Consider the following 26786-nt stretch of genomic DNA (forward strand, 5'->3'; position numbering starts at 1 on the left):
GGCCCACCGGGCCGGCGCGGTCAGTCCCCGGCCGCGCCGGCTCCCCGCAGGACCCGCACGACCCCGCCGGGCGACCACACCCCCGCCGCCCCCGGGCGGCTGCTCAGGTAGGCCGCCGCCCGGTCCGCATCCCAGCCGTGGCCCTCGCGCAGCCCGGTGGCGACCGCCCGCAGGTACGGCGCCGAGGGCGCGTTCAGCTCGGCCTCCGCGCTGCGCCAGGGGGCGGTGAAGGTCAGCACCGGATGCCCGTCCAGCCCACCGACGCAGAGCAGGGTCTCGTACCGGCCGGGGCCCAACTGCGCACGCCCCTCGGCGAGTACGGCGCCCAGGTCCAGATCCGCGCCCGGCGCGCGGCGGCGCTCCTGCGCCAGGATGTCGGCGAACTGCCCGGGGCGCAGCAGGTAGGCCCGGGCCGGCATCTCACCGCCGTCGAACGGGTCGTAGAAGCCCATCCCGCCGCCCCAGACCAGCGACTCCAGCGCGAAGTGCAGCCGCCCCGGCAGCAGCACCGGCACCGTCCCGGCGGGCGGCCGCCGGTCCCGGGCCCCCGGGAGGGTCCTGGTCCCCTCGGCCGGCCGACCTCCCGAGAGGTAGCAGGTCAGACGGGCGAGGTGCATGTTGGAGGCGTACGCGGCGTACCAGACCAGGCCGGGCTCCCCGGACGGGCGCTCGGGCGTCGGCCCCGGCCGCCGCACCACAATCGAAGTCATCCACCCGCCGCCTCGCCTGGTCGCAGCCGGGCCACGTCCCGGGCGCCCGATTCTCGGCGAGCGATCCGTCAGGACCGTTCCGGCAAGGGCGCGTTGGCCCCGGATCCACCCGTCCGGCCGATCCCCGGCCACCCGGCGCCGGAACGGCGACCGGCCCCCGACCGTGGTGCGGGTCGGGGGCCGGTGGCGGCGGAGAGCGTGGGATTCGAACCCACGGTACGGGGTCACCGCACGACAGTTTTCAAGACTGTTCCCTTAGGCCGCTCGGGCAGCTCTCCAGGCGGAGGCCAGCCTAACGGGTCCCGGGGGGTTCGGCGCACACCGATTTCGGTGCTCGGGTCAGTTGTCGCCCTTGCGTTCGCCGAGGGTGACGGTGGCCTTGGCGGCCTTGCCGTCGCGGGTGTACTCGACCTCGACCTTCTCGCCCGGCTTGTGCGTCCAGATCTCGCTGACCAGGGTCGGGCCGCTGTCGATGGAGATGCCGCCGAGCTTGGTGATGACGTCGCCCGGCTTGAGGCCGGCCTGGTCTGCGGGGCCGCCCGGGGTGACGGCCGCGGTGCCCTGGACGTCCTTGGTCTGGATCTGGGCGCCGTCGCCCTTGTAGTCGTCGTTGCGCAGCACGCCGAGGATCGCGTAGACCGGGCTGCCGTCCTTGATCAGCGTCTCGGCGACCCACTTGGCCTGGTTGATCGGGATGGCGAAGCCGAGGCCGATCGAGCCGGCCCGGCCGCTGGAGCCGCCGCTGTTGGACTGGATCGCCGAGTTGATGCCGATGACCTGACCGGAGGCGTTGAGCAGCGGGCCACCGGAGTTGCCCGGGTTGATCGACGCGTCGGTCTGCAGCGCGTTCATGTACGACGCCTGGGAGCCCGTCTCGTCACCGGAGGCGACCGGACGGTCCTTGGCGCTGATGATGCCGGTGGTGACGGTGCCCTCGAGGCCGTACGGGGCGCCGATCGCGATGGTGGCGTCGCCGATGGCGGCCTTGTCGGAGTCGCCGAGCGGGAGCGGGACGAGCTTGTCCTTCGGCGGGTTGTCGAGCTTGACCACGGCCACGTCGTAGCCCTGGGCGCGGCCCACCACCGAGGCGGGGTACGAGGAGCCGTCGGAGAACTTCACCGTCAGCTTGCCGCCGCTGGCCGCCGGGGCGACCACGTGGTTGTTGGTGAGGATGTGGCCCTCGGTGTCGAAGACGAAACCGGTGCCCGTCCCGGACTCGCTGGAGTTCTGGGCCTTGATGGTGACGGTGCTGGGCAGTGCCTTGGCGGCGATGCCGGCGACCGACTCGGGGGCCCGGTCCAGGGCCTTCTGGTTGTCGCCGACCGTCACGGTGGTGCTGGTGCGGCTGGTGGAGCCGGTGAACCCGTCCTTGCCGTCCGTCAGCGAGACGCCGATCGCACCGCCGGCCAGGCCGGCCAGCACGGCGACGGCCGCGACCAGGGCGATCAGGCCGCCGCGCTTCTTGCGAGGGCCGGGCGGGGTGCCCGGTACGCCCCACTCGGCCGGGTGCCCGGGACCGCCCGTACCGCCGGGCGGGGTACCCCAGCCGCCGAGCGGGTGCCCGGCGCCGAACGGGTGGTGCGCCTCCTCGGCGGACGGCTGCGGCGCGGCCTGCGGGTACCCGGCCGACGTCGCCGGGTGGGCGTACGGGTTGGGGTCGCCCTGCGGCGTGCCCTCGGCGAGCACCGGCACCGCGGGGGCGACGGGCGCGGCCGGGGCGGCGGGCGGCGGCGCGTCCAGGTAGCCGGGGGCGGGGGCCGGGGCGGTCGGCGCGGCGGGCAGCACCGGCGGGGGAGCGTCGATGTACCCGGGCGCCGCCGGGGCGGCGGTCTCGGCCGGCTTCGACAGAGCACCCGCCTCTGGGACGCCGGAGGACTGACCCACCCGCGGCCCGGTGGACCCACTCTCGTGCTCGGTGCTCACGGACGACCTCCATAGCTGACAGGACCTTGGCCATAGTTTTTCGCATAGCCGATTCAGTTGCCGTAAGCAGCCCCCTGAAGAAGTCATGAGAATGCTTAGGTGCTCCCGACAACCGGGGGTCGGCCGGCCGTCCGGCCGAGGTGCGGAGAAGTCCCGCGATGCGGACGGCACCCCGCCCGGCCTTGGCGTTCGACGCCGATCCCGTTAGCCTGGCGCTCCAACCTGACACGACGCGGGAGCTTGGACCAACCAGGCTGAGAGTGCGCTGTTCGACCGTACGCCATGGGTACCACGGCGCGGGTGGTCGAGGGGACGCAGACCGCCGGAACCTGTCCGGGTAATGCCGGCGTAGGGAGTATCGGCCATGACGGCTGTTTCGCCTTCCCCTGCCTCCACGTCCGCCACCGCCGTGGCCGAACGTCCCGAGGCACCCCTGGTGCTCGACACCGAACCTCCGAGAACCCTGGACTTCCGCGCCCAGTTCGCGCTCTGGGCCAACCTCGGGATCAGCCTGATCGGCTTCTCCAGCGCCGCCACGGTGCTCGGGACGGCGGGCGCGGAGCTCTCCTTCGCCGCCGCCGTGACGGCGATCGTGGTCGGCACCGTGATCGGTACCGCGATGCTCGGCGTGGCCGCGCTGATCGGCGCCCGGACCGGCGCTCCGGCGATGGCCGTGCTGCGCGGACTGTTCGGGACGCGGCTGTCGTACCTGCCCACCGTGCTGAACATCGCGCAGTGCATCGGCTGGGGCGTGTTCGAGCTGATCGTGATCGCGGGCGGCGCCCAGAACGTGGCCGGGACGCAGGGCTGGCGCTGGCTGTTCGTGCTGCTCGCCGGTGCGCTCACCACGGTGCTGACGATCTGGCCGCTGGGCTCGATCGCGGTGCTGCGCAAGTACGTGGCGATCGCGGTGGGCGTCGCGATGGTCTACTTCACCGTGCAGCTGGGCCGCCAGGGCTTCCCCGACCCGGGGGCCGGCAACTGGGACGGCTTCCTGACCGCCACGGACGCGGTCATCGCGGTGTCGATCTCGTTCGTCCCGCTGGCCGCGGACTACACCCGGCACTCCCGCACCCCGGGCGCCTCGTTCTGGGGCACCTTCTCCGGCTACACGGTGGCCCAGGTCTGGTGCTACGTGCTGGGCCTGATCGCCCTGCTCCAGCAGGGCGGCGACAGCGCGAAGATCTTCGACTCGTTCACCGGGGTGACGGCCGGCTGGGTGTTCCTGCTGGTCCTGGTCCTGCGGGAGACCGACCAGTCGTTCGCGAACGTGTACTCGACGGCCATGTCGGTGCAGAACCTCCTCCCGCGGATCGACCGCCGGGTGCTGACCGTCGGCATCGGCGCCCTGGTGACCGGCCTCGCCCTGTGGATCCACGAGCTCAGCGCGGGCTACACCAACTTCCTCTACCTGATCGGCGCGGTGTTCGTGCCGCTCTTCGCGGTGCTCGCGGTCGACTACTTCTTCGGCGCCGGCCGCACCGGCTGGAACCTGGAGCAGGACGCCCCGGCCCGTCCGCTGATGCTGCTGCCCTGGGCGGTGGGCTTCGCCACCTACCAGTTCATCGCGCCGACCCCGGTCGCCGGCTGGTGGACCGGCTTCTGGCATGACCTGCAGTCCGCGGTGGGCTTCGAGGCGCAGCCGTGGACCTCGGCCTCGCTGTTCGCCTTCCTGACCGCGGCCCTCGCCACCTGGGCGACCACGCTGGTCCGCAAGGCGGTCTGACACCGCCACGGAAGCCGCCGCCGGGGAGCTGTTCACCGCACGTTCCCCATGGCGGCGGCTTTCGGCCATCCTGGCCCGCGTAGGGTGATCGTCGTGGACACCCAGCCCCTCGACTCCGCCGCGGCCTCCGCCGGCCCGCCCGACCGCAGGTCGGTCAAGGTGATCGCCCACCGCGGCTCCTCCGCCGCGCTGCCCGAGCACACCGCCGAGGCGTACCAGCGGGCGATCGAGGAGGGTGCGGACGGGCTGGAGTGCGACGTCCGCCTGACCTCCGACGGTGAGTTGGTCTGCGTCCACGACCGTACGGTGCGGCGCACCTCGAACGGCAGCGGCACGGTGTCGGCGATGACGCTGGCTCAGCTCGGCGAGCTGGACTTCGGCTCCTGGAAGTCGCCGCAGGACCCGCGGCCCGCCTCGGTGCTGACGCTGGCCCGGCTGCTGGAGCTGGTGGCCGACAGCGGCCGCCGGATCGAGCTGGCCATCGAGACCAAGCACCCGACCCGGTACGCGGGGCGGGTGGAGGCCGAACTGCTGCGGACGCTGGACCGGTTCGGCCTGCTGCCGGACGGGTCGGCCGATCCCGCCGAGTCCGCCGTCCGGATCATGAGCTTCTCGGAGCTGGCGCTGCACCGGGTCCGCCGGGCGGCGCCGGCCGTGCCGAGGGTGTACCTGCTGGAGCGGCGGCTTCCGCTGCTGGGGCGGACCGCCGCGCTGCCCGGCGGGGCCCGGATCGCCGGGCCCGGGATCGAGCTGGTGCGGCGCAACCCCGGCCTGGTGACGGCGCTGCGCCGGGCCGGGCACCGGGTGCACGTGTGGACGGTGGACGAGCCCGCCGACGTCGAGCTGTGCGTGCGGCTCGGGGTGGAGGCCCTGATCACCAACCGGCCGCGCCAGGTGCTGGAGCAGCTGGGGCGCTAGCCGGGGCGCCGGGGGCGGTCCGGCGCACGCGCGAGGCCGGTCGCGCGCCGTCCTTCGGGCGTTGCGGGGGTGCGGAGGCGCACAGGGGGCGCGAAGTGTGGAAAGGGGTGTAATTCCTCCTATCCCACAACACAACGTGAGCATCTAATCACCTTTTGCATACCGTGAGTTGCGGGCCTGGAAATGGCCGTCAGGGATCGGTGAACGCTCGTTTCCGACGCATTCCGAGGGGGCATCCATCCCTCGGCAGAAGCGAAGGAGGTCCGGGGGTGGCGTTGATGGTGGCGCGTTCTGTGCCTGAGAAGGCCGAGCCGGCTTCATCGACCCTGGCAGTGCCGCACGGTCCGGCGAGCGTGGGCGTGGCGCGACGGCGGTTGCGGCGCGATCTGGGCGATCAGGAGATTCCGGATTCGGTGATTGACGATGCTGTGCTGATCCTGTCGGAACTGCTCAGCAATTCCTGCCGGTATGCCCGGCCGCTCGCCCGGCTGACCGAACTCGACCACGAGGCCGAGCTTCCGTCGGGCTACCTGGTCGGCGTCGGCACCCCCGCCAGGCGCGGCCCCGGCGGAGCCGACCCGCAGGGCGAACCGGAACAGGACGGGGACGCCGGCGCGGTGCTGGTCCGCTGGCAGACCCACGGCGACGGTCTGCTCACCCTGGAGGTCACGGACGGCGGCGCGGCCACCAGGCCGCTACCCGCCCGGCCGTCCGTGACGGCCCGGGGCGGCCGGGGCCTGAACATCGTGGGCGAGCTGGCCAGCGACTGGGGGGTGCGGCACGCACCCGGCCGGGTGACGGTCTGGGCCGAGCTGCCCGCCGACGGCCGGCGCCCGGCGGCGAACGCGGCCGGACGGCCGGACGGTGCGGGGCGGCAGGCCCGCAGCGCCTGAGCGGCGGGCCGCACGGGCCCGGGCGCGGAGCCCGCGCGACGCCGTACGCGGGGAAGTCCCGGAATTCTCAGTAGGCTTCCCGGAGCAAGACGTCGCCGTCACCGGGAGAGCCGCACCATGGCCAAGAAGGCCGCCAAGAAGTCGCCCCAGCGCAGCCAGTCCACCACCGTGACCGCGGGCGAGGTCCCGGTCGTCGGCGCACGCGAGATGTGCCCGTGCGGCTCGGGCCGCCGCTACAAGGCCTGTCACGGCCGGGAGGCCGCGCACGCGGTGCAGGAGCTGGTGCACCGCCCGTTCGAGGGCCTGCCGGGAGAGGCCGACTGGGTGGCGCTGCGCGAGCTGGTGCCCGCCGCCACCGTGCCGCTGAAGCTGGCCGCCGGGGTGGCCGAGCAGGCCGAGGGCGAGGTGCCGTCGGTGACGCTGGCGACCGTGCTGCCGCTGGCCTGGCCGGCCCTGCGCCGCCCGGACGGCTCGATCCTGCTGGGCCTGCAGACCCAGTCCTCCTCCGGCGACCTGAGCCGCGACCTGGCGGACGCGCTGGAGCTGGCGCTGACCACCCCGCCGGGCAGCCCCGTGCCGTCCCGCCGGACCGTGCCCGGCGGCCGCCGCCTGCAGGAACTGCTCGACACCGAGGCCGAGTTCACCCCGGTCGTGCACACCGGCTTCGAGTTCTGGCTGGAGGAGTCGGAGAGCGCCGAGGGCGAGGTGGCGGCCTCTCTGGAGCGGGCCAACGCCTCCGCGATCCCGACCGAGAAGCTGGGCGGCGTGACCGCCGCCTACTGGTGCGGCACCCCGGACAAGAACCACCTGCGCTGGGTGATGACGGTCCCCGAGGAGCAGTTGCTGGACGCGCTGGCGCGGCTGTCCGCCTCCGGCGAGGCCTCGCTGGGCACGGACACCCGCCTGGTCGGCTCGTTCCGGGCGCACGGGCTGACCGTGCCGGTCTGGGACCTGCCGGTGGAGATGACCGCGGCCGACTGCGAGAAGCCCGCCGCGACCTTCGCCGAGAAGCTGGCCGGCGCGCTCACCGAGTCCGCCCCGCTCACCGCCGAAGAGCGGCGCGCCCGCGCGAATCTGGTGAACCGTCAGGTCACGCTCAACTGACCGGCCGGTGACGGGCGTCACAATTCCCGCTCAACGGACCTGGTCGCGGAAGATTCCAAGACCGGGACCGCGTGGACAAATTGGCGCGCACGCGGATCTTTGTTACTGTTTTAAACAGTCCGGTCGCTGGTGCATCCCCCGTCGCCAGCGGCCGGACCTTTCGTTTTTTCGGACGGTACGCCTGCGGCGCACCCCGAAGGGCCACTCTGGCAGGGCCGTTCAGAACGGCAGCCGGCTGCCGTCCGGCGCCGTCGTGGTGACCGCGATCAATCCGCCGAGCAGGGCGGCCACTTGAGGCAGCCACACGCCGTCCTCCCGGGGCGGGCGGACCCAGTGCACGCCCCCCGCGCCGGTGCGCGACGGCGGCAGCGGCAGGTACCCACCGGGACCGTGGTAGCGCAGCGACCCGGGCACCCAGGCACGCTCCGCCAGCAGTTCGCCCAACTCGTCCAGCGTGTACGGGGCCACCAGCAGCAGGTACCGGGACGGCGTGGCCAGCACCGGCCCCAGCGGCACCCCGATCCCGTCGAACCAGGCCAGCAGCCGGGCCCCGGCCACGGCGGGCACGCTGACCGCGCAGACCGTACGGCCGGTGGCCACCAGGACCGGCGCCCCGGGACAGCGCCGCTCCCACCACCAGCGCACCATCCGCGCCTCGGTGGTGGCGGCGAGCAGCGGCGGATCGTACGGATGCCCGCCCGGCACCGGGCAGCAGAGGTCTCCACAGGAGCACGGCCCTCCCGCACCGCGTACCGCCCTGGCGCCCGGCAGGACCGGCCAGCCCAGCGCGGCCGCCGCGAGCGCCGCGGTCAGGGCCCGCCGCCGGCTCCCGGGCCGTCGGCCCAACGCCCGCAGCGCGCCCGTCCGCAGGGCCTCGACCCGGGAGGCCCCGGCCCGCCGCAGCGGCTCCAGTCGACGACGTGTCCGACGCATGGGCACTCGTTCCTTTCCGCGACCATGGAGCTCGGGACCGTCGATCGGCGCGACGGCCGGCGGGTGCCGCACGGCCCGGCCGAGGTGACCCAGGGATGGGTGGGGACGCGGAGCCGGGCGGACCGGCTCGCTGGAACGAGAATCCCTCATACGTCCGGATGGACGCCCCCGTGCAGGCCCCGGTTCCACCGTATGAGTGAGTCAAACCCTCCCCGGGCGGCCCGCGCGGATGCGAAGCATACGATCCGGACCGCCACTTGACGGGGCGTCGGACCGGCCGTCGGGCCGCGTCCCTGCGCCCGGCCCGGCGCCGCGGCACCCCGCCCGGGCCCGCGACGGCGCCCCGGAACCCGGTCGCCCGACCCGGTCCGCATTCTGGACATGCCCCGATCGGCCTGTGTACAAGTGGGGGATTGTTGCCGAGTAGTGAGATAGCTGTCGATTTGGGCGTTGCCGGGGGTCCTGCGTGACACGTACCAGTTTGCGGGGAGTTCCGACATGACCGATGCCCGGCCGCTGCACCTGACCGCCGCCGAGCCCGCCCCGCTGCCCGGCCTCCCGGCCGGGCCCGTTCTCGGTCTGCAGGACCGTTTGGCCGGACGGCTGTCCGATTTCACCAGCCTGTACGAGCACGCCGACCTGCTGGTCCGCTCACCCGACCTGCCCGCCACCCTGGCCACCGTGCTCGACTCCGGCGCGGCCCTGCTCGGCGCCCGGCGCGGACTGATCACCACCACCGGCCGGGGCACCGGCCGGCCGGTCGGGCTCGGTCTGGACCGCGCCGGGCTCGGCGCGCTGGAGACCGTCCCGGCCGACCACGGCCCGTTCGCGGGCCTGCTGAGCAGCCCCGCACAGTCCGGCCGGCTGCTGATCGCGGACCTCGCCGACGACCCCTCCGTCGGGCCCCGGTTCCGCGAGGTCGCGGCCCAGCTCGGCCTCGGCGCCTGCTACGCGCTGACGCTGGCCACCGAGCAGGACGGGCCACTGGCGGCCGCCGCCTGGTTCTACGACGAGCCCGCCCGGCCCGACGAGCGGCTCCAGCACCTGGCGCAGCGGTACTGCGAGTTCGCCGCCCCGGTGCTGGCCCGGCAGCTGGCGGCGGACCGCGCGCTGCGGGCCACCCGGGCACTGCGCCGCAGCCTGCTGCCCGACCACCTGCCGGTGGTACCCGGCGTCCGGCTCGCCGCCCGCTGCCGGCCCGCCGGCCTGGACCACTCCTGCGGCAGCGACTGGTACGACGCCATCGCGCTGCCGGACGGCTCGCTCGGCCTGACCGTCGGCAGCGTGTCGGCCGACGGACCCGGCGCCGGCCCCGGCTCCGCCGCGGGGGCGGCCGCCGCGATGGGCAGGGTACGGGCGGCGCTGCGCGCGTACGCCGTCCTGGAGGGCGAGGACCCGGTGTCCGTCCTCGGTGACCTGGAACTGCTGCTCAAGACCACCGAGCCGGCCCGCTCCGCCACCGCCGTCTACGCCTGCGTGCGGCCCGACGAGCGCCGGATCGCCCTGGCCGGCGCCGGGCACTGCCCGCCGGTCCTGGTCGGCCGGCACGGCGCCGAGTTCGTGGAGACCTCGCTGTCCGCCCCGCTCGGCATGCTCAGCTGCTGGGAGGCGCCGGGCGTGGAGCTCACCGCGGAGCGCGGCGACGTCCTGGTGCTCTACACCGAGGGTGTGGCCCGGCGCTGCGGCCCGACCCTGCACGCGGGGCAGGCCGCGCTGCGCCGGGCCGCCGCCGATGCCCCCCGGGACGTCCGGCTCGACCCGGACCGGCTCTGCGGCCACCTGCTGGCGACACTGGCCGGCGAGGGCCCGGACGAGGGCGCCACCGACGACCTGGTGCTGCTGGCCGTCCGGTTCGGGTGAGCCCGGTGGGCGCCGCGCCCTCCCGAACGGATGATCGGGTCGACATCCGTACCATGGGAGCCAAGGCCGCCCACCACCCCGCGATCCGGGGTGCCCGGGGCGGCACCACGCGCGCAAGGAGGCGACGTACGTGACCGAGGACCGTACCCCGGCGGTGTCCGACAACCCTGAGGGCCTGGCCGCGGAGGAGGAGATCAAGGGCCGCAAGAACGGGCTCTACTCGGAGGTCTCCGACGAACTCGCGGCCTCGATGAAGTCCGGCTGGGCCGACACCGAGCTGCGCGGCCTCCAGCCGATCGCCCAGGCGTCCTACACCGCCGAGCGCCGCGCCGCGCTGTCGGCCCGGTTCCCCGGCGAGCGCCTCGTCGTCCCGGCCGGCCGGCTGCGGGTGCGGGCCAACGACACCGACTACGCGTTCCGCGCCGCCAGCGAGTACGTCCACCTGACCGGCGACCAGACCGAGGACGCCGTCCTGGTCGGCGAGCCGGCCGGGGACGGCCACGCGTTCCACCTCTACCTGCGCCCCCGCTCCGACCGCGAGAACGGCGAGTTCTGGCTGGACGGCTACGGCGAGCTCTGGGTCGGCCGCCGGCACAGCCTGACCGAGGCCGAGGTGCTCTACGGACTGCCCTGCCGCGACGTGCGCAAGGCCGCCGAGGAGCTGGGCGCGGACACCGTCGCGACCCGGATCGTGCGCGGCTACGACGCCGAGCTGGAGGACGCCCTCGGCGAGGCGCTGGACGCCGACCGGGACGAGGAGTTCAAGGTCTTCCTGAGCGGCCTGCGCCTGGTCAAGGACGAGTGGGAGATCGCCGAACTGCGCGCGGCCTGCACCGCGACGGTCAACGGCTTCACCGACGTGGTGCGCGAGCTGGACCGGGCCGTGGCCACCTCCGAGCGCTGGATCGAGGGCACCTTCTGGCGCCGCGCCCGGGTCGAGGGCAACGACGTCGGCTACGGCTCGATCGCCGCCGCCGGCCCGCACGCCACCACCCTGCACTGGGTCCGCAACGACGGCGACGTCCGCCCCGGCGAACTGCTGCTGCTCGACGCCGGCGTGGAGACCACCAACCTCTACACCGCCGACGTCACCCGCACCCTGCCGATCAACGGCCGGTTCAACGAGCTCCAGCGCAAGATCTACGACGCCGTGTACGACGCCCAGGAGGCCGGCATCGCGGCGGTCCGGCCCGGTGGCCGGTTCCGCGACTTCCACGACGCCGCGCAGCGGGTGCTGGCCGAGCGCCTGCTCGCCTGGGGCCTGATCGACCCGGCGGTGTACGACCTGGAGAAGGTCCTGGAGCTGGGTCTGCAACGCCGCTGGACGCTGCACGGCACCGGCCACATGCTCGGCCTGGACGTGCACGACTGCGCGCACGCCCGCCGGGACGCGTACGTCGACGCCGAGCTGGTGCCCGGCATGGTGCTGACGGTCGAGCCCGGCCTGTACTTCCAGCTGGACGACCTGACGGTGCCCGAGGAGTACCGCGGCATCGGCGTCCGGATCGAGGACGACATCCTGGTCACCGCCGAGGGCAACGAGAACCTCTCCGCCGGCCTGCCCCGCCGCGCCGACGAGGTCGAGTCCTGGATGGCCGGCCTGACCGGCTGACGGCTGCGGCCGTGCGACCGCCCCCGGCCGTCGGGCCGGGGGCGGTCGTCGTCGTGGCGCCCGGACGGGCTCAGCCGGCCTTCTCGGACCGCTCAGCACACCAGACCGAGGTCGGCCGGGGTCGCGTGCGCCGGGTCGATCGGGCGGCGGCCCTCGGTCGGCCAGCCCTCCCGGACCCAGTACTCCAGGCCGCCGATCATCTCCTTGACCTCACGGCCGAGCGCGGCCAGCTTCATCGCGCCCTTGGTGGAGCCGTTGCAGGCGGGGCCCCAGCAGTAGACGACCAGCAGGCCGGACGGCAGCTCGGCGACCCGGTCCGCCGTGATGTCGGCGATCGGGAGGCTGATCGCGCCGGGCAGGTGGGCCTTGCGGTGGGCTCCCTCGGCGCGGACGTCGACGAGGGTGAAGTCCCGCAGGCCGTCCCGCAGGGCGTACCAGACGTCCGCCGGGTCGGCCTGGCAGCCGAGCCGCTCGGCGAAGAAGGCGAAGGCCCGCTCGGGCGAGACGGCGGGGACGGCGGTCACGGGCGAGACGGCGGTGGTCATCTGCGGGCTCCTGGTGGTCCGTTGTGCGACTGCTTCCGACAGGAAGATCCTCCGGTCCGGACACCCTGCCCCGACAGTGGCGAGGACGACTACACTCGCCAAGATCCCGCCAGGCCGCGCAATTGGGGAGAACAGTGACCGAGCAGCGGACCGCAGGCCCGGTGGCCGTCAGCATCGGACGGCGCCCGGAGCCCGTGCACACCGTCGCCGTGTACGTCTTCGACGGCATGGCGCCGTTCGAACTCGGTGTGGTGGTCGAGGTGTTCGCGCTGGCCAGGCCGGAGGTCGCCGGGCTGCTGGCCGCCCCGTGGTACGACGTCAAGGTCTGCGCCGACCGGCCCGGCACCCCGCTGAACGCGGTCGGCGGCTTCACGCTCAGTGCCCCGCACGGACCGGACGAGCTGGCCGCCGCCGACACGGTGATCGTGGTGGCCGTCCCCAACCCGTTCAGCGGCGAGGTCTCCCCCGCCCTGGTCCACGCGCTGCGCACCGCCCACGAACGCGGGGCCCGGATCGTCTCGATCTGCTCCGGCGCCTTCGCGCTGGCCGCCGCCGGCCTGCTGGACGGGCTGGAGGCCACCACCCACTGGCGGTACGCCGACCTGCTCCAGCAGCGCCACCCGGCGGTCCGGGTCAACCCGGACGTGCTGTACGTGGACAACGGCACCATCCTGACCAGCGCGGGCAGCGCGGCCGGGATCGACCTGTGCCTGCACCTGGTGCGCCGCGACCACGGCGCGAAGGTGGCCAACACGGTGGCCCGCCGCTTCGTCGTCCCGCCGCACCGGGACGGCGGGCAGGCCCAGTTCATCGAGGCCGCGGTCAAGCCGGTCGAGGAGGAGGACGACGGCATCGCGCGCTCGATGCAGTGGGCGCTGGACCACCTCGCCGTCCCGCTCACCGTCCCCCTGCTGGCCCGGGCCGCCCGCATGTCGGACCGCTCCTACCTGCGGCACTTCACCGCCCGCAACGGGACCAGCCCGATGCGCTGGGTCGTCACCCAGCGCATCGCCGCGAGCCTGCCGCTGCTCGAATCCCCGGACGGCACGGTCGAGGAGATCGCCGCGGCCGTCGGCTTCGAGAGCGCCGCGACCTTCCGGCACCACTTCGGCCGCACCATGCGCACCTCCCCGACCGCCTACCGCCGGACCTTCGGCCGCGGGGTGGCCTGACCGGCCCGCGGGGCCCGAGCGCGCCGCCCGGTCAGCCGCCGTGCCGGTCGGCGTTGGCGAGGATCGCGTCGTGGGTCCACTGCGCGAGGCCCGGCGCCAGCCGCTCGTAGGTGGCGGTGAACCGCGGGTCGGCGAGGTACATCGCGGCGAGGCCGCGGTGGATCTCGTAGGTGCAGTCGTAGAACCGTGCCGTGATCTGCCGCCGGTGCGCCTCCACGATGTCCATGGCCTGCTCCGATCCGGCCGGCAGCCCCGCGGTGAACGCCGCCACCAGACGGGAGTTGAGCTCGTCGCTCTCGGCCTTGACCGCCTCCCAGTCCGCCTTGGTGTACGCGCCGGTGCGGCGCCGGGACTGCTCCCACGGCTCGGAGCCGCCGTACTTCCGCTCGGCCTCGGCCTCCCAGTTCTCGTCGTAGTCGGGACCGAACACCTCGAACTTCTCCTCCGGCGTCAGCTGGATTCCCATCGTCCTTGCCTCCATGGCTCGTTCGACCGCCGCGGCCAGCTCCTGGAGGTGCCTGATCCGGTCACCGATCAGCCGGTGCTGCCGGCGCAGGTGCTCGGACGGGCCGACCGAGCGGTCGTCCAGGATGGCGGCGATCTCCTCGAGGGGGAACCCGAGCTCGCGATAGAACAGGATCTGCTGCAACCGGTCCAGGTCCGCGTCGCCGTAGCGCCGGTACCCGGCCGGGGTACGGCCGCCGGGGGACAGCAGACCGATCTCGTCGTAGTGGTGCAGGGTGCGCACGGTCACCTTGGCGAGCTCGGCGAGCCGTCCCACGGTGTACCCGTCCGTCGGGGGCATCGGGTTCCTCCCTTCTCCTCTGGCTCCAGCCTGGCGCCTCACGTCGCGTGAGGGTCAAGCCGGACGAGCCCACGGACGCCGAGGGCGCTGCGGGCGCCGGGGGCGCACGCCGTACGAGTCTCCGAGCGGGACGCACGGAGCGGGGGCGCTTCTTCGGCGCACCGGCCAATTGTCCCGGCCCACCCCGGTTGACCACGATGAACGCCATGACGACGACTCCGCTGTCCCGGCGCCTGGCCGCCGAGGCCGTCGGCACCGCGGTGCTGGCCACCGTCCTGGTCGGCTCCGGTATCCGGGCCACCGGCCTGAGCCGGGACGGCGGGGTGCAGTTCCTCGCCAACGTGCTGGCCTCGGTGCTGGCGCTGGCCCTGGTGATCGCCCTGTTCGCCCCGGTGTCCGGCGGCCACTTCAACCCGCTGGTCTCGGCCGCCGCCTGGTGGACCGAGCGGCGCGGCGGCACCGGCCTCACCGCCCGTGAGCTGGGCGGGTACGTGCTGGCGCAGGTGGTCGGCGCGGTGACCGGAACGGGGCTGGCGAACACCATGTTCGAGCGCCCGTTCGTGCAGCTCTCCGGGCAGCGGCGGGCCGCCGGGCACCTGTGGCTGGCCGAGGGGGTGGCCACCGGGGTGCTGATCCTGCTGGTCTGCGGGCTGGTCCGCAGCGGGCGGGCGCGGCTGCTGCCGGTGGCCGTGGCGGCCTGGATCGGGGCGGCCTGCTGGGGGACGGCCTCGGGGAGCTTCGCCAATCCGGCGCTGACCCTCGGACGGGCGCTGAGCGACAGCTACACCGGGATCGCGCCGGGTTCGGTGCCGGCCTTCGTACTGGCCCAGGCGGCCGGGGCGGTGGTCGGGCTGGCGGTGGTGACGGCGGTGTTCGGGCGCGGCCGCGACCGGGCGCCGGACGACGCCCGGGAACTGGTCGCCCCGGCCTGAGCCCGGCTCAGCCGCGCTCCCCCGCCCCGGCCGCCCCGCCCGTGCCGCCCGTGTCCAGGGCGGTCAGCACCCGGTCGCGCAGCAGCCGGTACTCGTCCTGCAGCCGGGCCAGTTCGGCGGGCCGCTCGACGGCCCGGCCGGGGGTGACCGTCTCCTCCGGGCCGAACTGCTCCCTGGTGAGGTCGGTCTCGACGCCCGGGGCGAAGCGGTTCCACCAGTGGTGGCCGGTCCGCACCCCGTCGACGTACACCTCGCCGCGGAGCAGTTCGCCGCCGAGCAGGTCGTGGATCACCAGGGCGGTGGCCCCGCTCTGGCCGCGCGCGGGGTTGCCGGGGTGCCAGCGGTGCCGGCCGGCCGGCTCGCAGGTGTCCGCGCCCCAGCCGGAGCGGACCGCGTCCTCGATCCGGGCGAGTGTCCAGGGTGTCATCCGGGAAGCGTGGCACGCCGCACCGACAGCGGCCCGCACCGACAGCGCCCCCGGCAGGATCCGGCGGGCGGTCGGTCGCACGCGGTCAGTCGGCTACGCCGTGCTCCGCGATCACCTTGTCGATCTTCAGTCGGACCAGCAGCTCGCCCGGCACCCCGTTGCGTGCGGCGTACTCCTCGGCCCGGTCCGCGCCCATGTACCGCGCGGCGATCCGGCCCGCCCAGGCGCGGACCTCGGCCAGGTCCTCGCTGATCGCGACGGTGCCGCGCACCAGGGCGTAGGAGAACGGCGGCCGGTCGTCGTCGACGCAGAGCATCACCCGGCCGTCACGCGCCAGGTTGCGGCCCTTGGCGGTGTCCTTGCCGGTGTTGAAGACCAACTCGTCTCCGTCCAGCAGGAACCAGATCGGCGCCACGTGCGGGCTGCCGTCGGCGCGGGTGGTGGCGAGCTTGCCGGTACGGGTGCCGTGGGCGAGGAACTCGCGCCATTCGGGCTCGGTCATTCGGGTCATGTGCCCCATCCTGGCCGAGCCGCACGGGCCGGGCCCGACGCCGCTCCGCCCGGGCACCGGGGCGGGCCGCTCAGTCGGCCTCGCCGTACCGCACCAGGTAGCCGGCGAAGTCGGCCATGTCCTCGTCCGACCAGGTCTCGAAACGCTTGGTGAAGGAGCGCCGGCGCTGCTGGTACGCCTCGGCCAGCAGCTGGGTGCCGGCCTCGGTGAGCCTGAGCAGCTGACCGCGCTGGTCGTCCGGGTCCGCCTCACGGGCGAGCAGACCGAGCCGCTCCAGGGCGGTGACCTGCCGGCTGACGGTGGACTTGTCGAGCATGAAGTGCGAGGCCAGGTCGGCGCCCCGGCAGGTCCCGCGCTCGTTCACCAGGTCGAGCATGCTGTAGGTGACGAGCGAGAGGTCCGGGTGCAGCTGGGCGGCCTTGTGGCGGGCCCGGCGGGCGAACGCGGTGAGCTCCCGCTGGATGGTCTCCAGCGCGGCGTCGCGGTCGGGCATGGGGGTGACTCCTTCGGCTCCGGGGTGCTGAGCACCACGGTAGGCGTCCGGAAGGGGTCACCGGCCCGGCGACGGGCGGTCCGGGCCGCGGCAGGGGTCAGCCCCAGATCATGTCGGCGTGCGCCGCGGTGGCCGGGAGGGCGAGAACGAGGGCGGTGACGACGACCGCGGTGGCCTTGGCGATGAGGGAGCGAGACATGGTGGTGCCCTTCGGGTGCGACGGGGTGATGGGTGCCGGTCGTGCGTCCCGCGGTGACGCCTCGTCCGGTGTTCGGCCGGCCGCCCCGTTCCTTCGGTCCGGGGCCCTGCTGGCAAGAACTAGCTTCGTCGCAGATCAGAGCGGTTGGAAGAGTGATCAACTGGACGGAAGAGGCCTTGGCCCGTTCCGTCCAGCCGGGCCGGATCCGGCCAGCATCCGCTCGTAGAAGGGCGCCACCAGTGGGGCGCCGACCCGACCCGGCTGCCAGCCCCGCAGCGCCGGGAGCTCCTCGACCGCGCGCCGGCACAGCGCAGCCGTACGGTCCTCGGCCTCCTCCAGCCGGTCGGCCAGCAGGTACACACCGATCACCGGGTCGAATCCGGGCCGCCGGTGCACCGAGACGTGCTCGACGCGATCCTGCGGATGAGCGATCCGGCGGATCAACTCCGCTGTCGTGTCGGGCAGTTCGGCGACGCGAGGGCCTGGCCTCAGCAGGGCGTGGATCAGGTACATGCCTGGACTCTGGCAAAGCACCCAACCGGCGCATAGAGGTTGAACCTGGACGCAAGCGGCCCTGTCCCAAAACGGCCACCGGTCGCCGTGGCCCGCTCGAACGCGCATATGCCATGATCGTGTGCGCATCGCTTGCAAGCTCGTCACACAGGGGGAACTGTCGTGCTCGCATCGCTCGGCTTGGACACGACGTCCGAGGCCGTCTACCGGACCATGCTCGCCCACCCGGGAGCGGGGGTGCTGGCGCTCGCGGCCCGGACCGACCTGTCCGAGCACGACGTCCGCAGAAGCCTGGACACGCTCAGCGAGCTGGCGCTGGCCCGCCCCTCGTACGACCACCAGGGCGAGCTGCGGGCGGTGTCCCCGGACGTCGGCATGGAGATCCTGATGGCCCGCCAGCAGGCCGAGCTGGCGGCGCAGCAGCAGCGGATCGAGGCCTCCCGGGCGGCCGCCGCCCAGCTCATAGCCGAGTACGCCGACCTCCGGCCGGCCAGCAGTCACCCCGACATCGAGCAGCTGGTGGGGATCGACCGGATCCGGGACCGCCTGGCCAAGCTGACCAGGGAGATGCGCGAGGAGGTGATGACCTTCTCGCCCGACGGCGCCCAGAAGCCCGAGCACATCGAGGCCGCCAAGCCACTGAACCAGGAGCTGCTGGGCCGCGGGATCCGGATGCGGACGGTCTACCTGGACAGCGTCCGCAACAGCCCGCACACCGTCGACTACGTCGACTGGCTGTCGGAGCAGGGCGGCCAGGTGCGGACCGTGCCGTCCCTGCCCACCCGCATGATCGTGGTCGACCGCAGCACCGCCGTCATCCCGGTGAACAGCGACAACAGCGCCGCCGGCGCCGTGGTCCTGACCGGACACGGGACGCTGACGGCGCTGTGCGCGCTGTTCGAGAACATCTGGGCGGGCGCCCAGCCGCTGGGCCAGGCCGCCACCCCGGACGACCGCGGCCTGACCGCCCAGCAGACCACCACGGTGCGGCTGCTGGCCGAGGGCCACACCGACGAGGCGATCGCCAAGCGGCTCGGGGTCTCCCCGCGGACCGCCCGCCGGCTGGCCACCGAGCTGATGGAGCGGCTCGGCGCGCGCAGCCGCTTCGAGGCGGGGGTCAGGGCCGTCCAGCAGGGCTGGCTGCCGAGCACCTCGTAACCCGACGCCCCCAGGCCCAGGCTCGCGGTCGGGGCCGCGCGGTCAGATCAGGTCGGACAGCTCCCGCAGCAGGCGGGCCTTGGCCCGGGCGCCGACCAGCGTCCGGACCGGTTCGCCGCCCCGGAACAGCATCAGCGTCGGCATCGACAGCACCCCGTACGCGGCCTGGGTCTCCGGGTTGGTGTCCACGTCCAGCTGAACGATCCTGAGCCGGTCCGCCTCCTCGCGGGCGATCTCGGCCAGCACCGGCGCGATCATCCGGCAGGGCGGGCACCAGTCCGCGGTGAACTCCACCAGGACCGGCCGCTCGGCCGCCAGCACCTCGCTCCCGAAGGTCAGATCGGTGACCGACTGCAGTTCCGCTCCCATACCGCGCTCCCCTCAGCTCTTCTGCGGCCCACGCACCGTGGACAGCTCGCACTGCGGATCGGGGCCACCCGGCCGGGCGGCCTCCCGTGCCAGCTCCGCCCGCTCCAGCTCCGCCCGCACCAACTGGGCGGCGACCTGGTCGCGGACCGCCTGCAGCTCGGCCAGGCAGGAGTCCAGTTCGGCCAGCTTGCTCCGGTAGACGTCCAACGAGGCCGGACAGGCGTCACCCGCCGGGTGACCGGCCTGGAGGCACTCCACGAACGGTCTGGTCTCCTCCAGCCCGAACCCGAAGTCCTGCAGGGTCTGGATCTGCCGCAACAGCCGCAGGTCCTCCTCGTCGTACGCCCGGTAGCCGTTGCCGGAGCGCCGCGCGGGCAGCAGCCCGCGCGACTCGTAGTACCGCAGAGTGCGCGTGGTCGTGCCCGCCCGCGCCGCCAGCTCGCCGATCCGCATGCCCCGACGGTAGACCTTGACCCCGACGTCAACGCCAGCGGTCGCCGTCGTACGGGCGGCGGCCCGCCGCTCAGGGGCGGTGCGGGCCGGGGGCGTCGACGGAGAGCGGGCTGCCGGCCGGCAGGACGTAGGTCGCGCAGAGCACGACCGGCTCGGTGCCCAGGTTGCGCGCGTTGTGGATGTGGCGGCTGCCCGCGGGCTCGACGAAGGCCTGCCCGGCGGCGGTGGTCTCCACCGTGCGGTCGGCCAGGGTCCGGGTGAGCACGCCTGAGCGCACGACCGCTATCAGCTGGCCATGGTGGTAGTGCCAGCCGGTCGAGCCGCCGGGCGGGATGACGATCTCACGCACCACCACGTCCGTCCGGCCCTCGCTGCGGACCTCGACGGTGCCGTCCGAGGTGCCGCTCGCGAGCACCCGCGCGGTGACACCCGCGGCCGGGGCGCCCGCCCCGGCCGTCAGGCCGATCAGGCCGACCCGGTGCCGCCTGCGCGTTCTGATGGCTCTGCCGCCACTCATGTCCGCCCCCCCAACCGCCGGCCCGAGGAGTTCTCGTCGGCCGGTCAGGATAACCGAACTGACGGTCGGTCAGGCCGTGCCGGGCGGAACCGTCCTTGCCATTTTCTAACCTCTGATAGATGATTCAAGGGTTAGAAGATCGCAGCTCGACCGACGGTCAGGAGCCACCGTGTCCGACGCAGCCCGTCCACCCCTGCCCCCGTTCACCGAGGAGACCGCCCGCGCCAAGGTCCAGGCCGCCGAGGACGCCTGGAACACCCGGGACCCGCACCGGGTCGCGCAGGCCTACACACCCGACTCGGTCTGGCGCAACCGCGACCTGTTCATCGACGGCCGCGCCGGGATCGAGGCCTTCCTCGCCCGCAAGTGGGAGCGCGAGCTCGAGTACGCGCTGCGCAAGGACCTGTGGTCCTTCACCGGCAACCGGATCGCCGTCCGCTTCCGCTACGAGTGGCACGACGCGAGCGGGCAGTGGTGGCGCAGCCACGGCAACGAGCTGTGGGAGTTCGACCCGTCGGGCCTGATGAGCCGCCGGGAGGCCTCGATCAACGACCTCGCCATCACCGAGGCCGACCGCACCCTGTACGGCCCGCGCGCCGCCGGCGAGCCCTACCCCGGCTGAGCGCCCCGCACGGCCGCCGTGGCGCGACTTCGACGCGGCCCCGACGACGCCCTCTCCCGCACTGTCGGTGCCGGATGTCAGGATGGCCCTGTGCTGACCCATGGAGAGCTCGACGGGCTGCCCGCGCCGGACGAAGGGCCGCTCGCGCTGCCCGGCTTCTGGGCCGCCTACCTGCCGCAGGCCACCACGGAGACCGCGCCGGCCCCGTTCCCGGCCCCGGCCTTCGGGGTCGCGGAGGCCGAGGCCGAGGCCGCCCGCACCGCCCTGGCGGATGCGGCCGGACGGCCGGTCGCCCGGGTGCCGCTGGAGCACGACCACACCGTGCTGGCCGTCCCCGGCCCCGACGGCCCCGAACTGCTGCTCACCCATCCCGGCTGGGCCCGCCCCCGGCTGCTCGCCCGCTCGGGCGCGGCGCCCGCCGGCCCCGGGCTCAGCTGGCCCGAGCTGCTGCACGCCGCCCGGCGCCCCGGAGTCCAGGGCGGGGTCACCGAACGGCACCCCCGGCTGCTGCTCCTGCTGCCCGCGCTGCGGGCCACCACCCTGCCGTCCGACGCCGCCGTCACCGTGGCCGCGGCGCTCGCCGCCACCGGCACCCCGCCGGAGCGGCGCGCCGCCCTCGCGCACCGGCTGACGTCGCCGCGGCCGGGCCCCGGCGGGGCCTGCGGTGCCACCGGCGCCCGGGGCCTCGGCTCCCGGCAGGGGCGACTGCTCGCCAGGGCCCTGGGTGCCGCGGCCTGACCTCGGCCGCACCGACGCACGCGACGTGGGCGCGGTCGGCGTCGACAACCTGCGACGACCGGCCGCCGGACGTCGCGCCGCCGGCTCCGTCAGCGTGGTGACGCGGCGCTCGCGCCGACCGGCCTGAGACGCCCCGGGCCCGGGCCCTGCCATCCGCTCCTCGGGCACCGGACTCCCCGCTCGCCCCGAACCCGTTGCGCCCTCGCCCGTCCTGAGGTGACGTCAGACAGATTTACCGTCATGTGCCGACATCACAGCAGATCTTCCCGTCGACGAGCCCTAAACGATCTAGCCTTTGCTGTTCGAAGTGGCTAGGGTCTCACCCGTTCACGGTGAACCACCCACAAGGTGACCACCGTTACGGAGCGTCAGCTCCGTAGGGCTCGCTGGATCCATGGGGGATCGCCCATGGTTGGCGGTACGTCAGGCACCGCGGCCGGGCGTGCGGGGTGGTACTTCCTCCTGCGCTCCGTCGGCTGGCTGGTGGACAGTCTCCTGGTCTTCGGCATACCCCTGCTCTGCTACCGGGTGACCGGCGGCCTCACCTGGTCAGGGAATCACCCCCTGCGCCGGTCATCCACTGACACGGCAGCCGGGCAGCGAACTCGCGCCGAGGGCCGGTGAATTCGCGGATCTGAGGGCCGGAGGCCGTCGGCATCCGGCGGGCGCCGCACCGCTGCGTGCGGCGCCCGCCGGGCGACGGACCCGGCCGCTAGCGCGGCAGCCGCAGCGCCAGGCCGTCGAGGATGACGTCCAGCCCGTACGCGAACTTGGTGTCGCGGATCCCGACGGGGTCGAGCGTCCCGGCGGCCGCCTCGGCGTCGGCTTCCGCGTAGGCGGCCGCGAGATGGTCATGGGAGGCGGCGGCCTGCTGGGCCGCGGGCATCAGGCGGGCGATGAACTCCGCCTCGGTCTCGCCTGAGCGGGCGACGGCGGTGAGCCAGGCAGCCTCCGTGGTGCTCATTCCGATGACGTAGGCCAGGACGGTGTCGATCGCACCGTTCGGCGCGGGGAAGCCCGCGTCGGTGAAGAGGGCGGCCAGCCGTTCGGAGAACGACATGAGGTTGGGGCCCAGGTAGGCGAGGCCCGCCTGGCCGAGGACCGAGGACAGCCACGGGTGCCGCAGGGCCGTCGCACGGAAGGACCGGGCGGCCTCGGTGACGGCGGCGCGCCAGTCGGGGCCGCCTGCGGGCGGGACGGTGATCTCGGCGACGGCCTCGTCCACCGCGAGTTCCATCAGCTCGTCCTTGGTGGCCACGTGCCGGTAGAGGGAGGTCGCCCCGGCGTTCAGGCGGGCGCCGAGCTTGCGCATGCTGAGCGCTTCGGCGCCCTCGGCGTCCAGCATGACGATCGCCTCGCGGACGATCGCGGCCCGGGTGAGCGCGGGCCGGTCGGGCTCCCGTTGCTGCCGGGCCCATACGGACGGGATCGGGTTCGTCTTGGCGGCCATGGCGCTCCTCAGCAGTGCGTACAGCGTTCTTCTTCAGCGTACAGAACTCAAGCATTGCGCACACCATGCACATCTGCGTACAGTGTGCGCATCGAAGGAACAGTGTCCGCAGGTCGAGAGGAAAGCTCCATGGAAACCCGCAACCCACGCCGCTGGTGGATCCTCGTCGTGCTGTGCCTCAGCACGCTGGTCCTGGTGGTCGACAGCATGGCGCTGACCGTCGCGGTGCCGCAGATGAGCGGGGACATCGGCGCGAGCGCCCAGGACGTCCAGTGGATCCTCGACTCCTACGTCCTGGTCTTCGCCGGCCTCCTGCTGACCTCGGGCAGCCTCGGCGACCGGTTCGGACGCCGGAAGATCATGGTCATCGGCCTGCTGCTCTTCGGGGCGGCTTCGCTCGCCGCCACCGTCTGCACGAACCCCGGCGAGGTCATCGCCGCCAGGATCGCGATGGGCGTCGGCGGCGCGCTGATCATGCCGTCCACCCTGTCGATCCTCATCACCGTCTTCGAGGAGGACGAGCGCGGCAAGGCGATGGCGGCGTGGGGCTCGGTGTCGATGCTGGGCCTGGTCGGCAGCCCGGTGCTCGGCGGTGTCCTGATCGACCACTTCTCCTGGCACTCGATCTTCTTCATCAACGTGCCCGTCGTCGCCCTCGCCGTCCTGGCGGCCCTCACCCTCATGCCGGAGTCCAAGGGGCCGTGGCAGAAGCCGGACCCGCTCGGTGCGGTGCTGTCCGCGGTCGGGATGACCGCCCTGATCTGGTGGATCATCGAGCTCCCGCAGCACGGCGCCTTCGGCGGCCGCTCGGCGCTCACCCTGGCGGTCGCGGTGCTCGCCCTCGGCGCGTTCGTGGTCTGGGAGAACGTCACCCCCGAGCCGATGGTGCCGCTGGCCCTCTTCCGGAAGCGCAACTTCAGCGGCGGCTCGCTCTCGCTGACGCTCGTCCAGATCGGCAACGGCGGCCTGCTGCTGGTACTCACCCAGTACCTGCAGTTCGTGCTCGGCTACTCACCCGTCAAGGCCGGCCTCGCGTTCGTGCCGCTGGCCGTCGCCGCACTGATCGGCAACGCCGCCGGCGCCGGGCTCGCCGCGAAGATCGGCAACCGCCTCCTGGTCCTGGCCGGGATGCTCGTCATGGCCTCCTCCTTCACCCTGCTGGCCACCGTCTCCGCCACCACCGGCTTCACCGTGCCGGCGGTCGCCCTGGGCCTGCTCGGCCTCGGCGCCGGCCTCGCGATGCCGGCCGCGGTCGGCGCGCTGATGAGCACCATCCCGGCCGAGAAGGCGGGCGTCGGCTCGGCCCTGAACGACACCATCCAGCAGGCCGGCACCGCCCTCGGCATCGCCATCCTCGGCTCGCTCCTGACCAGCGGCTTCGCCCACGAGATGCCCGCCGACGCCCCCGAGACCGCGAAGCAGTCGATCGGCAGCGCCCTGGCCGTCGCCCAGGGCGACACCGGCCTGGTCCACGCCGCCCGGGAGGCCTTCACCACCTCGATGTCGACCACCTTCACCATCAGCGCGATCGGCGTCCTCGCCGCAGCCCTCCTGGCCACCCTGGTGATGCGCGACCCCAAGCCCGAGCCCACCACCGCCCCCGCACAGGAGACCGAACTCGCCGCCTGACCCGCCCCCCGCCAGGAAGGCCGGCGCCCCACCAGGGCACCGGCCTTCCGGCACGCCGCACCGCCTCGACCCACCGGACCAAGCGCACGACAAGAGCCGAACTCACGCCCCAGGCCTGGACATCGCACCACCCGGAGTCAGGCGGCAGCACCCTGACGCGCGGTGACATCGCCGCGGCACGGCCGTCGCGGGCCACGAACACGGCCCGCCAGACGCGGCTCACAAGGGGCCTGAACCGGCTCCACCAACGCAAAAGGCCCGGCTCGGTGATCACGTCCCTGAGCTGGGCCTTTACTGCTGGAGCGGGCGACGAGAATCGAACTCGCGCTATAAGCTTGGGAAGCTCATGTTCTACCATTAAACTACGCCCGCGTCTGACGAGCCGTCAGTGACCGCTCGATCGATCACCACTGTACCCCATCCGCGGAGCCGTCCGGGCGCCTGGCGTGAACGCGCCGCCGGGCGGGTGCGGGTGGCGGCGGCGGGGCGTAGCGTGTGGGCCTTCCGCGGGGGTGGGGGGCGGCGAGCCGCCATGCACGGTGTCCGGATCATCCCCTAATGTGACGCTGTCGCCGGGCCCAGGAGGCCCTGGCCGCAGGGTGTTCGGGCAAGGGATGGGAAGGGACCGATGGAGCAGCGCACCGTCGTTCGTTGTGCCGAGGGGCATCTGTTCAGCACCACCACGTTCCCGATGCAGAATCTGGGCGCCGGCCGGCTCGGGCCCGGCCGGCTGATCCGGTGTCCGCAGTGCGGACGGCTGCGCAACTCGGTGCCGGCGGACCTGGGTGAGCTCTCCGCGTCGCAACTGGCCCGTGCGCTGCGGCTGGAGGCCGCCGAGTTCCTGGCCTGAGCGCGAGCAGCCGGCTCCCGGGGCGGGTGGGGCGAACGGGGTGGGGCCTGTGCGATTCGTCGGGGGCCCGCCGGTGCACGTAACCTCGGTGACGTGCTGCTCTCTGACAAGGACATTCGTACCGAGATCGACAAGGGTCGGGTCCTGCTCGACCCCTTCGACCCCTCGATGGTCCAGCCGTCCAGTATCGACGTCCGGCTGGACCGTTTCTTCCGGGTGTTCGAGAACCACCGGTATCCCCACATCGACCCCGCCGAGGAGCAGCCGGACCTGACCCGGCTGGTCGAGCCGGAGGGGGACGAGGCGTTCATCCTGCACCCGGGCGAGTTCGTGCTGGCCGCGACGTACGAGCGGCTGACGCTGCCGGACGACGTGGCCTCGCGGCTGGAGGGCAAGTCGAGCCTGGGCCGTCTCGGCCTGCTGACGCACTCCACGGCGGGCTTCATCGACCCCGGTTTCAACGGGCACGTGACGCTGGAGCTGTCGAACGTCGCGACGCTGCCGATCAAGCTCTACCCGGGCATGAAGATCGGGCAGCTCTGCCTGTTCCGGCTGTCCTCGCCGGCCGAGCACCCGTACGGCTCCGAGCGGTACGGCTCGCGCTACCAGGGTCAGCGCGGCCCGACGGCCTCGCGTTCGTTCCTGAACTTCCACCGCTCGGACGTCTGAGAGCGCCGCGGACGGAGAACGACCCGCGAAGGGGCGGCCGAAGGATCGGCCGCCCCTTCCCCGTCCCGCGAACGGGACCGCGAGCGGGCCCCGGCATGGGTCTCAGGCGCGCTTCGGGCGGGTGACCGCGACCAGCTCGCTGCCGTCCTCGGAGAGGGTGAGCTCGGTCCGCAGCTCGGCGAGCTCGCCGAGGTGGTGCAGGTGGGTTCCGCCGCAGAAGATCTCCGCCGTACCGGCCGGGAGCTCGCAGTGCCAGCGGCGGCGGGCGGTGAGCTCGGGCCCGGGGACCTCGATCCGGACCTGGGCGTCGGCGGCCACCCAGGCCGCGAGCTGGGCGTTGACGGTCTCGGTGATCGCCGGGAGGGCGTCCGCCAGGGCCGGGAACTCCTCGGTCGCCTCGGCGGTGAAACCCTTCTTGCGCAGCGACTTGCCGAGCCGGTAGGTGTCGGTGCTGGCCTCGGTGTCCATCACCGAGCTCGCCATCGCGAGGCTGTCGAAGTCGGCGTTGCCGAAGGCGTCGGCGCGGCCCGGGTCCTTGCGCCAGCGCGGGGCGAGCGCCGCGTTGAGAGCCAGGGCGAGCAGGTGGCAGCCGCTGTGCGAGGCGGACAGCAGGCCGCGGCGCTCGGCGTCGACCGACAGCTGCGCGGTCTTGCCCACCGCGTCCGCGAGGGCGTCCGCCGCGCTCTCGGGCAGCACGTGCAGCACCAGCCAGGACCACTCCTCGTCGCCGCGCCGGACCGGGATCCCGGCGCCCACCAGGACCTCGCCGCCCTCCGGGCCGACCGCGCCGGTCAGGCAGTCCACCACGGGGTGCTCGACGCCGTCGACGGTGAGCGAGCCGTGGTCGGCGGGCTGGTCCGGCCAGGTGTGGTCGAGCGGGTGGAACGGGGTCGCCGCCGTGATCACGGCCGGGCGGCCGTCGGCGAGCCGGTGCACGGCGAGGATCGCCGACTCGCCGCGCACCGTTCCGGCCGGGAAGCTGACGTGCGTGGTGGGGAGGGTCATTCGGTGGCTCCGGTCGCTGTGGGGATGGCGATGGCGAGAAGTGGCCAAAG

28 protein-coding genes, 2 tRNA genes and 1 riboswitch are annotated in these 26786 nt (G+C 73.6%); of the genes, 14 read left to right on the forward strand and 16 right to left on the reverse strand.

The window, feature by feature from the left end:
• Nucleotides 1-20 precede the first annotated feature (20 nt).
• The 3 genes from OG871_RS19215 to OG871_RS19225 all read right to left on the reverse strand — a co-directional run bounded on the left by OG871_RS19215 (nt 21) and on the right by OG871_RS19225 (nt 2633).
• Nucleotides 21-710, reverse strand: a complete 690-nt coding sequence (locus OG871_RS19215) for a histone deacetylase (protein ID WP_371498160.1) — start codon at nt 708-710, stop codon at nt 21-23.
• A 190-nt stretch (nt 711-900) separates the two neighbouring features.
• Nucleotides 901-988: transfer RNA gene (locus OG871_RS19220), tRNA-Ser, on the reverse strand.
• A gap of 61 nt (nt 989-1049) precedes the next feature.
• Entirely contained in the window at nt 1050-2633 is a 1584-nt protein-coding gene (locus OG871_RS19225; protein ID WP_371498162.1) for a S1C family serine protease, read from the reverse strand.
• Between the two features lie 222 nt (nt 2634-2855).
• Nucleotides 2856-3007: riboswitch (TPP riboswitch) on the forward strand.
• Here OG871_RS19225 and OG871_RS19230 point away from each other — a divergent pair.
• The 4 genes from OG871_RS19230 (at nt 2998) to OG871_RS19245 (ending at nt 7274) form a co-directional block, all read left to right on the forward strand.
• Nucleotides 2998-4359: a cytosine permease gene (locus OG871_RS19230; RefSeq protein ID WP_371498164.1), complete on the forward strand. Its 1362-nt coding sequence runs from the start codon at nt 2998-3000 to the stop codon at nt 4357-4359. (Overlaps the previous riboswitch by 10 nt.)
• Nucleotides 4360-4521: 162 nt before the next feature.
• A complete protein-coding gene (locus tag OG871_RS19235; RefSeq protein ID WP_371503359.1) occupies nt 4522-5277 on the forward strand; it encodes a glycerophosphodiester phosphodiesterase in 756 nt (251 codons plus the stop codon).
• A 413-nt stretch (nt 5278-5690) separates the two neighbouring features.
• A complete protein-coding gene (locus OG871_RS19240; RefSeq protein WP_371498166.1) occupies nt 5691-6170 on the forward strand; it encodes an ATP-binding protein in 480 nt (159 codons plus the stop codon).
• A 117-nt stretch (nt 6171-6287) separates the two neighbouring features.
• Nucleotides 6288-7274, forward strand: coding sequence for a DUF5926 family protein (locus OG871_RS19245; protein WP_371498168.1), 987 nt, complete (start codon nt 6288-6290; stop codon nt 7272-7274).
• A 219-nt stretch (nt 7275-7493) separates the two neighbouring features.
• On the opposite strand, the gene OG871_RS19250 is transcribed toward OG871_RS19245, so the two are convergent.
• The gene (locus OG871_RS19250; protein WP_371498170.1) at nt 7494-8207 is read right to left on the reverse strand and encodes a bifunctional DNA primase/polymerase; all 714 of its coding nucleotides are present in this window, start codon (nt 8205-8207) and stop codon (nt 7494-7496) included.
• Between the two features lie 498 nt (nt 8208-8705).
• Here OG871_RS19250 and OG871_RS19255 point away from each other — a divergent pair, with 498 nt between their 5' ends.
• Together OG871_RS19255 and OG871_RS19260 are read left to right on the forward strand one after the other, a co-directional pair.
• A complete protein-coding gene (locus OG871_RS19255) occupies nt 8706-10067 on the forward strand; it encodes a PP2C family protein-serine/threonine phosphatase (RefSeq protein WP_371498172.1) in 1362 nt (453 codons plus the stop codon).
• 130 nt (nt 10068-10197) lie between these two features.
• The gene (locus tag OG871_RS19260; protein WP_371498174.1) at nt 10198-11679 is read left to right on the forward strand and encodes an aminopeptidase P family protein; all 1482 of its coding nucleotides are present in this window, start codon (nt 10198-10200) and stop codon (nt 11677-11679) included.
• A 92-nt stretch (nt 11680-11771) separates the two neighbouring features.
• Here OG871_RS19260 and OG871_RS19265 read toward each other — a convergent pair whose 3' ends face one another.
• Entirely contained in the window at nt 11772-12224 is a 453-nt protein-coding gene (locus OG871_RS19265) for a rhodanese-like domain-containing protein (RefSeq protein WP_371498176.1), read from the reverse strand.
• Between the two features lie 134 nt (nt 12225-12358).
• Between OG871_RS19265 and OG871_RS19270 the strand changes: the two genes are divergently transcribed.
• Entirely contained in the window at nt 12359-13396 is a 1038-nt protein-coding gene (locus OG871_RS19270) for a helix-turn-helix domain-containing protein (RefSeq protein ID WP_371498178.1), read from the forward strand.
• A 31-nt stretch (nt 13397-13427) separates the two neighbouring features.
• On the opposite strand, the gene OG871_RS19275 is transcribed toward OG871_RS19270, so the two are convergent.
• Nucleotides 13428-14201 carry a MerR family transcriptional regulator gene (locus OG871_RS19275; RefSeq protein ID WP_371498180.1) on the reverse strand — a complete coding sequence of 258 codons (774 nt, stop codon included), beginning with the start codon at nt 14199-14201 and terminating at the stop codon, nt 13428-13430.
• Between the two features lie 206 nt (nt 14202-14407).
• Here OG871_RS19275 and OG871_RS19280 point away from each other — a divergent pair, with 206 nt between their 5' ends.
• On the forward strand, nt 14408-15133 hold the full coding sequence (locus tag OG871_RS19280) for an aquaporin (RefSeq protein ID WP_371498181.1): 726 nt from the start codon (nt 14408-14410) through the stop codon (nt 15131-15133).
• Nucleotides 15134-15140: 7 nt separating this feature from the next.
• Here OG871_RS19280 and OG871_RS19285 read toward each other — a convergent pair whose 3' ends face one another.
• The 4 genes from OG871_RS19285 to OG871_RS19300 form a co-directional block, all read right to left on the reverse strand.
• Nucleotides 15141-15560, reverse strand: a complete 420-nt coding sequence (locus OG871_RS19285; RefSeq protein WP_371498183.1) for a hypothetical protein — start codon at nt 15558-15560, stop codon at nt 15141-15143.
• An 85-nt stretch (nt 15561-15645) separates the two neighbouring features.
• Nucleotides 15646-16080: a PPOX class F420-dependent oxidoreductase gene (locus tag OG871_RS19290; protein WP_371498185.1), complete on the reverse strand. Its 435-nt coding sequence runs from the start codon at nt 16078-16080 to the stop codon at nt 15646-15648.
• Between the two features lie 61 nt (nt 16081-16141).
• The gene (locus OG871_RS19295) at nt 16142-16564 is read right to left on the reverse strand and encodes a MarR family winged helix-turn-helix transcriptional regulator (protein ID WP_371498187.1); all 423 of its coding nucleotides are present in this window, start codon (nt 16562-16564) and stop codon (nt 16142-16144) included.
• 355 nt (nt 16565-16919) lie between these two features.
• Nucleotides 16920-17276, reverse strand: a complete 357-nt coding sequence (locus OG871_RS19300) for a hypothetical protein (protein WP_371498189.1) — start codon at nt 17274-17276, stop codon at nt 16920-16922.
• A 162-nt stretch (nt 17277-17438) separates the two neighbouring features.
• Here OG871_RS19300 and OG871_RS19305 point away from each other — a divergent pair, with 162 nt between their 5' ends.
• Entirely contained in the window at nt 17439-18434 is a 996-nt protein-coding gene (locus OG871_RS19305; protein ID WP_371498190.1) for a LuxR C-terminal-related transcriptional regulator, read from the forward strand.
• A gap of 42 nt (nt 18435-18476) precedes the next feature.
• Here the strand turns inward: OG871_RS19305 and trxA are convergent, their stop codons facing one another.
• The 3 genes from trxA to OG871_RS19320 form a co-directional block, all read right to left on the reverse strand.
• Complete coding sequence (trxA, locus tag OG871_RS19310; RefSeq protein ID WP_371498192.1) at nt 18477-18803, reverse strand: thioredoxin; 327 nt, start codon at nt 18801-18803, stop codon at nt 18477-18479.
• 12 nt (nt 18804-18815) lie between these two features.
• Nucleotides 18816-19256, reverse strand: coding sequence for a MerR family transcriptional regulator (locus tag OG871_RS19315; RefSeq protein WP_371498193.1), 441 nt, complete (start codon nt 19254-19256; stop codon nt 18816-18818).
• A gap of 70 nt (nt 19257-19326) precedes the next feature.
• Nucleotides 19327-19773 carry a cupin domain-containing protein gene (locus tag OG871_RS19320; protein ID WP_371498195.1) on the reverse strand — a complete coding sequence of 149 codons (447 nt, stop codon included), beginning with the start codon at nt 19771-19773 and terminating at the stop codon, nt 19327-19329.
• A 169-nt stretch (nt 19774-19942) separates the two neighbouring features.
• Here OG871_RS19320 and OG871_RS19325 point away from each other — a divergent pair, with 169 nt between their 5' ends.
• Together OG871_RS19325 and OG871_RS19330 are read left to right on the forward strand one after the other, a co-directional pair.
• Nucleotides 19943-20395: a nuclear transport factor 2 family protein gene (locus OG871_RS19325; protein ID WP_371498196.1), complete on the forward strand. Its 453-nt coding sequence runs from the start codon at nt 19943-19945 to the stop codon at nt 20393-20395.
• A gap of 90 nt (nt 20396-20485) precedes the next feature.
• Entirely contained in the window at nt 20486-21133 is a 648-nt protein-coding gene (locus tag OG871_RS19330) for a hypothetical protein (protein WP_371498197.1), read from the forward strand.
• A 712-nt stretch (nt 21134-21845) separates the two neighbouring features.
• Here the strand turns inward: OG871_RS19330 and OG871_RS19335 are convergent.
• Nucleotides 21846-22583, reverse strand: a complete 738-nt coding sequence (locus OG871_RS19335; protein ID WP_371498198.1) for a TetR/AcrR family transcriptional regulator — start codon at nt 22581-22583, stop codon at nt 21846-21848.
• 129 nt (nt 22584-22712) lie between these two features.
• Between OG871_RS19335 and OG871_RS19340 the strand changes: the two genes are divergently transcribed.
• On the forward strand, nt 22713-24212 hold the full coding sequence (locus OG871_RS19340; RefSeq protein WP_371498201.1) for an MFS transporter: 1500 nt from the start codon (nt 22713-22715) through the stop codon (nt 24210-24212).
• A gap of 298 nt (nt 24213-24510) precedes the next feature.
• Here the strand turns inward: OG871_RS19340 and OG871_RS19345 are convergent.
• Nucleotides 24511-24584 (reverse strand) — tRNA-Gly (locus OG871_RS19345).
• A 256-nt stretch (nt 24585-24840) separates the two neighbouring features.
• Between OG871_RS19345 and OG871_RS19350 the strand changes: the two genes are divergently transcribed.
• Nucleotides 24841-25062: a hypothetical protein gene (locus OG871_RS19350; RefSeq protein ID WP_371498203.1), complete on the forward strand. Its 222-nt coding sequence runs from the start codon at nt 24841-24843 to the stop codon at nt 25060-25062.
• Between the two features lie 93 nt (nt 25063-25155).
• On the forward strand, nt 25156-25731 hold the full coding sequence (gene dcd, locus OG871_RS19355; RefSeq protein ID WP_371498205.1) for a dCTP deaminase: 576 nt from the start codon (nt 25156-25158) through the stop codon (nt 25729-25731).
• A gap of 102 nt (nt 25732-25833) precedes the next feature.
• Here the strand turns inward: dcd and OG871_RS19360 are convergent, their stop codons facing one another.
• Complete coding sequence (locus tag OG871_RS19360) at nt 25834-26736, reverse strand: metal-dependent hydrolase (RefSeq protein ID WP_371498207.1); 903 nt, start codon at nt 26734-26736, stop codon at nt 25834-25836.
• Nucleotides 26737-26786 lie beyond the last annotated feature (50 nt).

This window comes from Kitasatospora sp. NBC_00374 (assembly GCF_041434935.1).
GTDB lineage: Bacteria > Actinomycetota > Actinomycetes > Streptomycetales > Streptomycetaceae > Kitasatospora.

Excerpts from the sequence above, each read along its gene's own strand:
- OG871_RS19290 (WP_371498185.1), bottom strand. The coding sequence starts at position 16,080 with ATGGGGCACATGACCCGAATGACCGAGCCCGAATGGCGCGAGTTCCTC.
- OG871_RS19295 (WP_371498187.1), bottom strand. The coding sequence starts at position 16,564 with ATGCCCGACCGCGACGCCGCGCTGGAGACCATCCAGCGGGAGCTCACC.
- OG871_RS19350 (WP_371498203.1), top strand. The coding sequence starts at position 24,841 with ATGGAGCAGCGCACCGTCGTTCGTTGTGCCGAGGGGCATCTGTTCAGC.
- OG871_RS19335 (WP_371498198.1), bottom strand. The coding sequence starts at position 22,583 with ATGGCCGCCAAGACGAACCCGATCCCGTCCGTATGGGCCCGGCAGCAA.
- OG871_RS19275 (WP_371498180.1), bottom strand. The coding sequence starts at position 14,201 with ATGCCCCCGACGGACGGGTACACCGTGGGACGGCTCGCCGAGCTCGCC.
- trxA (WP_371498192.1), bottom strand. The coding sequence starts at position 18,803 with ATGGGAGCGGAACTGCAGTCGGTCACCGATCTGACCTTCGGGAGCGAG.
- OG871_RS19265 (WP_371498176.1), bottom strand. The coding sequence starts at position 12,224 with ATGACCACCGCCGTCTCGCCCGTGACCGCCGTCCCCGCCGTCTCGCCC.
- OG871_RS19280 (WP_371498181.1), top strand. The coding sequence starts at position 14,408 with ATGACGACGACTCCGCTGTCCCGGCGCCTGGCCGCCGAGGCCGTCGGC.
- OG871_RS19315 (WP_371498193.1), bottom strand. The coding sequence starts at position 19,256 with ATGCGGATCGGCGAGCTGGCGGCGCGGGCGGGCACGACCACGCGCACT.
- OG871_RS19245 (WP_371498168.1), top strand. The coding sequence starts at position 6,288 with ATGGCCAAGAAGGCCGCCAAGAAGTCGCCCCAGCGCAGCCAGTCCACC.
- OG871_RS19340 (WP_371498201.1), top strand. The coding sequence starts at position 22,713 with ATGGAAACCCGCAACCCACGCCGCTGGTGGATCCTCGTCGTGCTGTGC.
- OG871_RS19230 (WP_371498164.1), top strand. The coding sequence starts at position 2,998 with ATGACGGCTGTTTCGCCTTCCCCTGCCTCCACGTCCGCCACCGCCGTG.
- OG871_RS19250 (WP_371498170.1), bottom strand. The coding sequence starts at position 8,207 with ATGCGTCGGACACGTCGTCGACTGGAGCCGCTGCGGCGGGCCGGGGCC.
- OG871_RS19215 (WP_371498160.1), bottom strand. The coding sequence starts at position 710 with ATGACTTCGATTGTGGTGCGGCGGCCGGGGCCGACGCCCGAGCGCCCG.
- OG871_RS19255 (WP_371498172.1), top strand. The coding sequence starts at position 8,706 with ATGACCGATGCCCGGCCGCTGCACCTGACCGCCGCCGAGCCCGCCCCG.
- OG871_RS19285 (WP_371498183.1), bottom strand. The coding sequence starts at position 15,560 with ATGACACCCTGGACACTCGCCCGGATCGAGGACGCGGTCCGCTCCGGC.
- OG871_RS19320 (WP_371498195.1), bottom strand. The coding sequence starts at position 19,773 with ATGAGTGGCGGCAGAGCCATCAGAACGCGCAGGCGGCACCGGGTCGGC.
- OG871_RS19300 (WP_371498189.1), bottom strand. The coding sequence starts at position 17,276 with ATGTACCTGATCCACGCCCTGCTGAGGCCAGGCCCTCGCGTCGCCGAA.
- OG871_RS19360 (WP_371498207.1), bottom strand. The coding sequence starts at position 26,736 with ATGACCCTCCCCACCACGCACGTCAGCTTCCCGGCCGGAACGGTGCGC.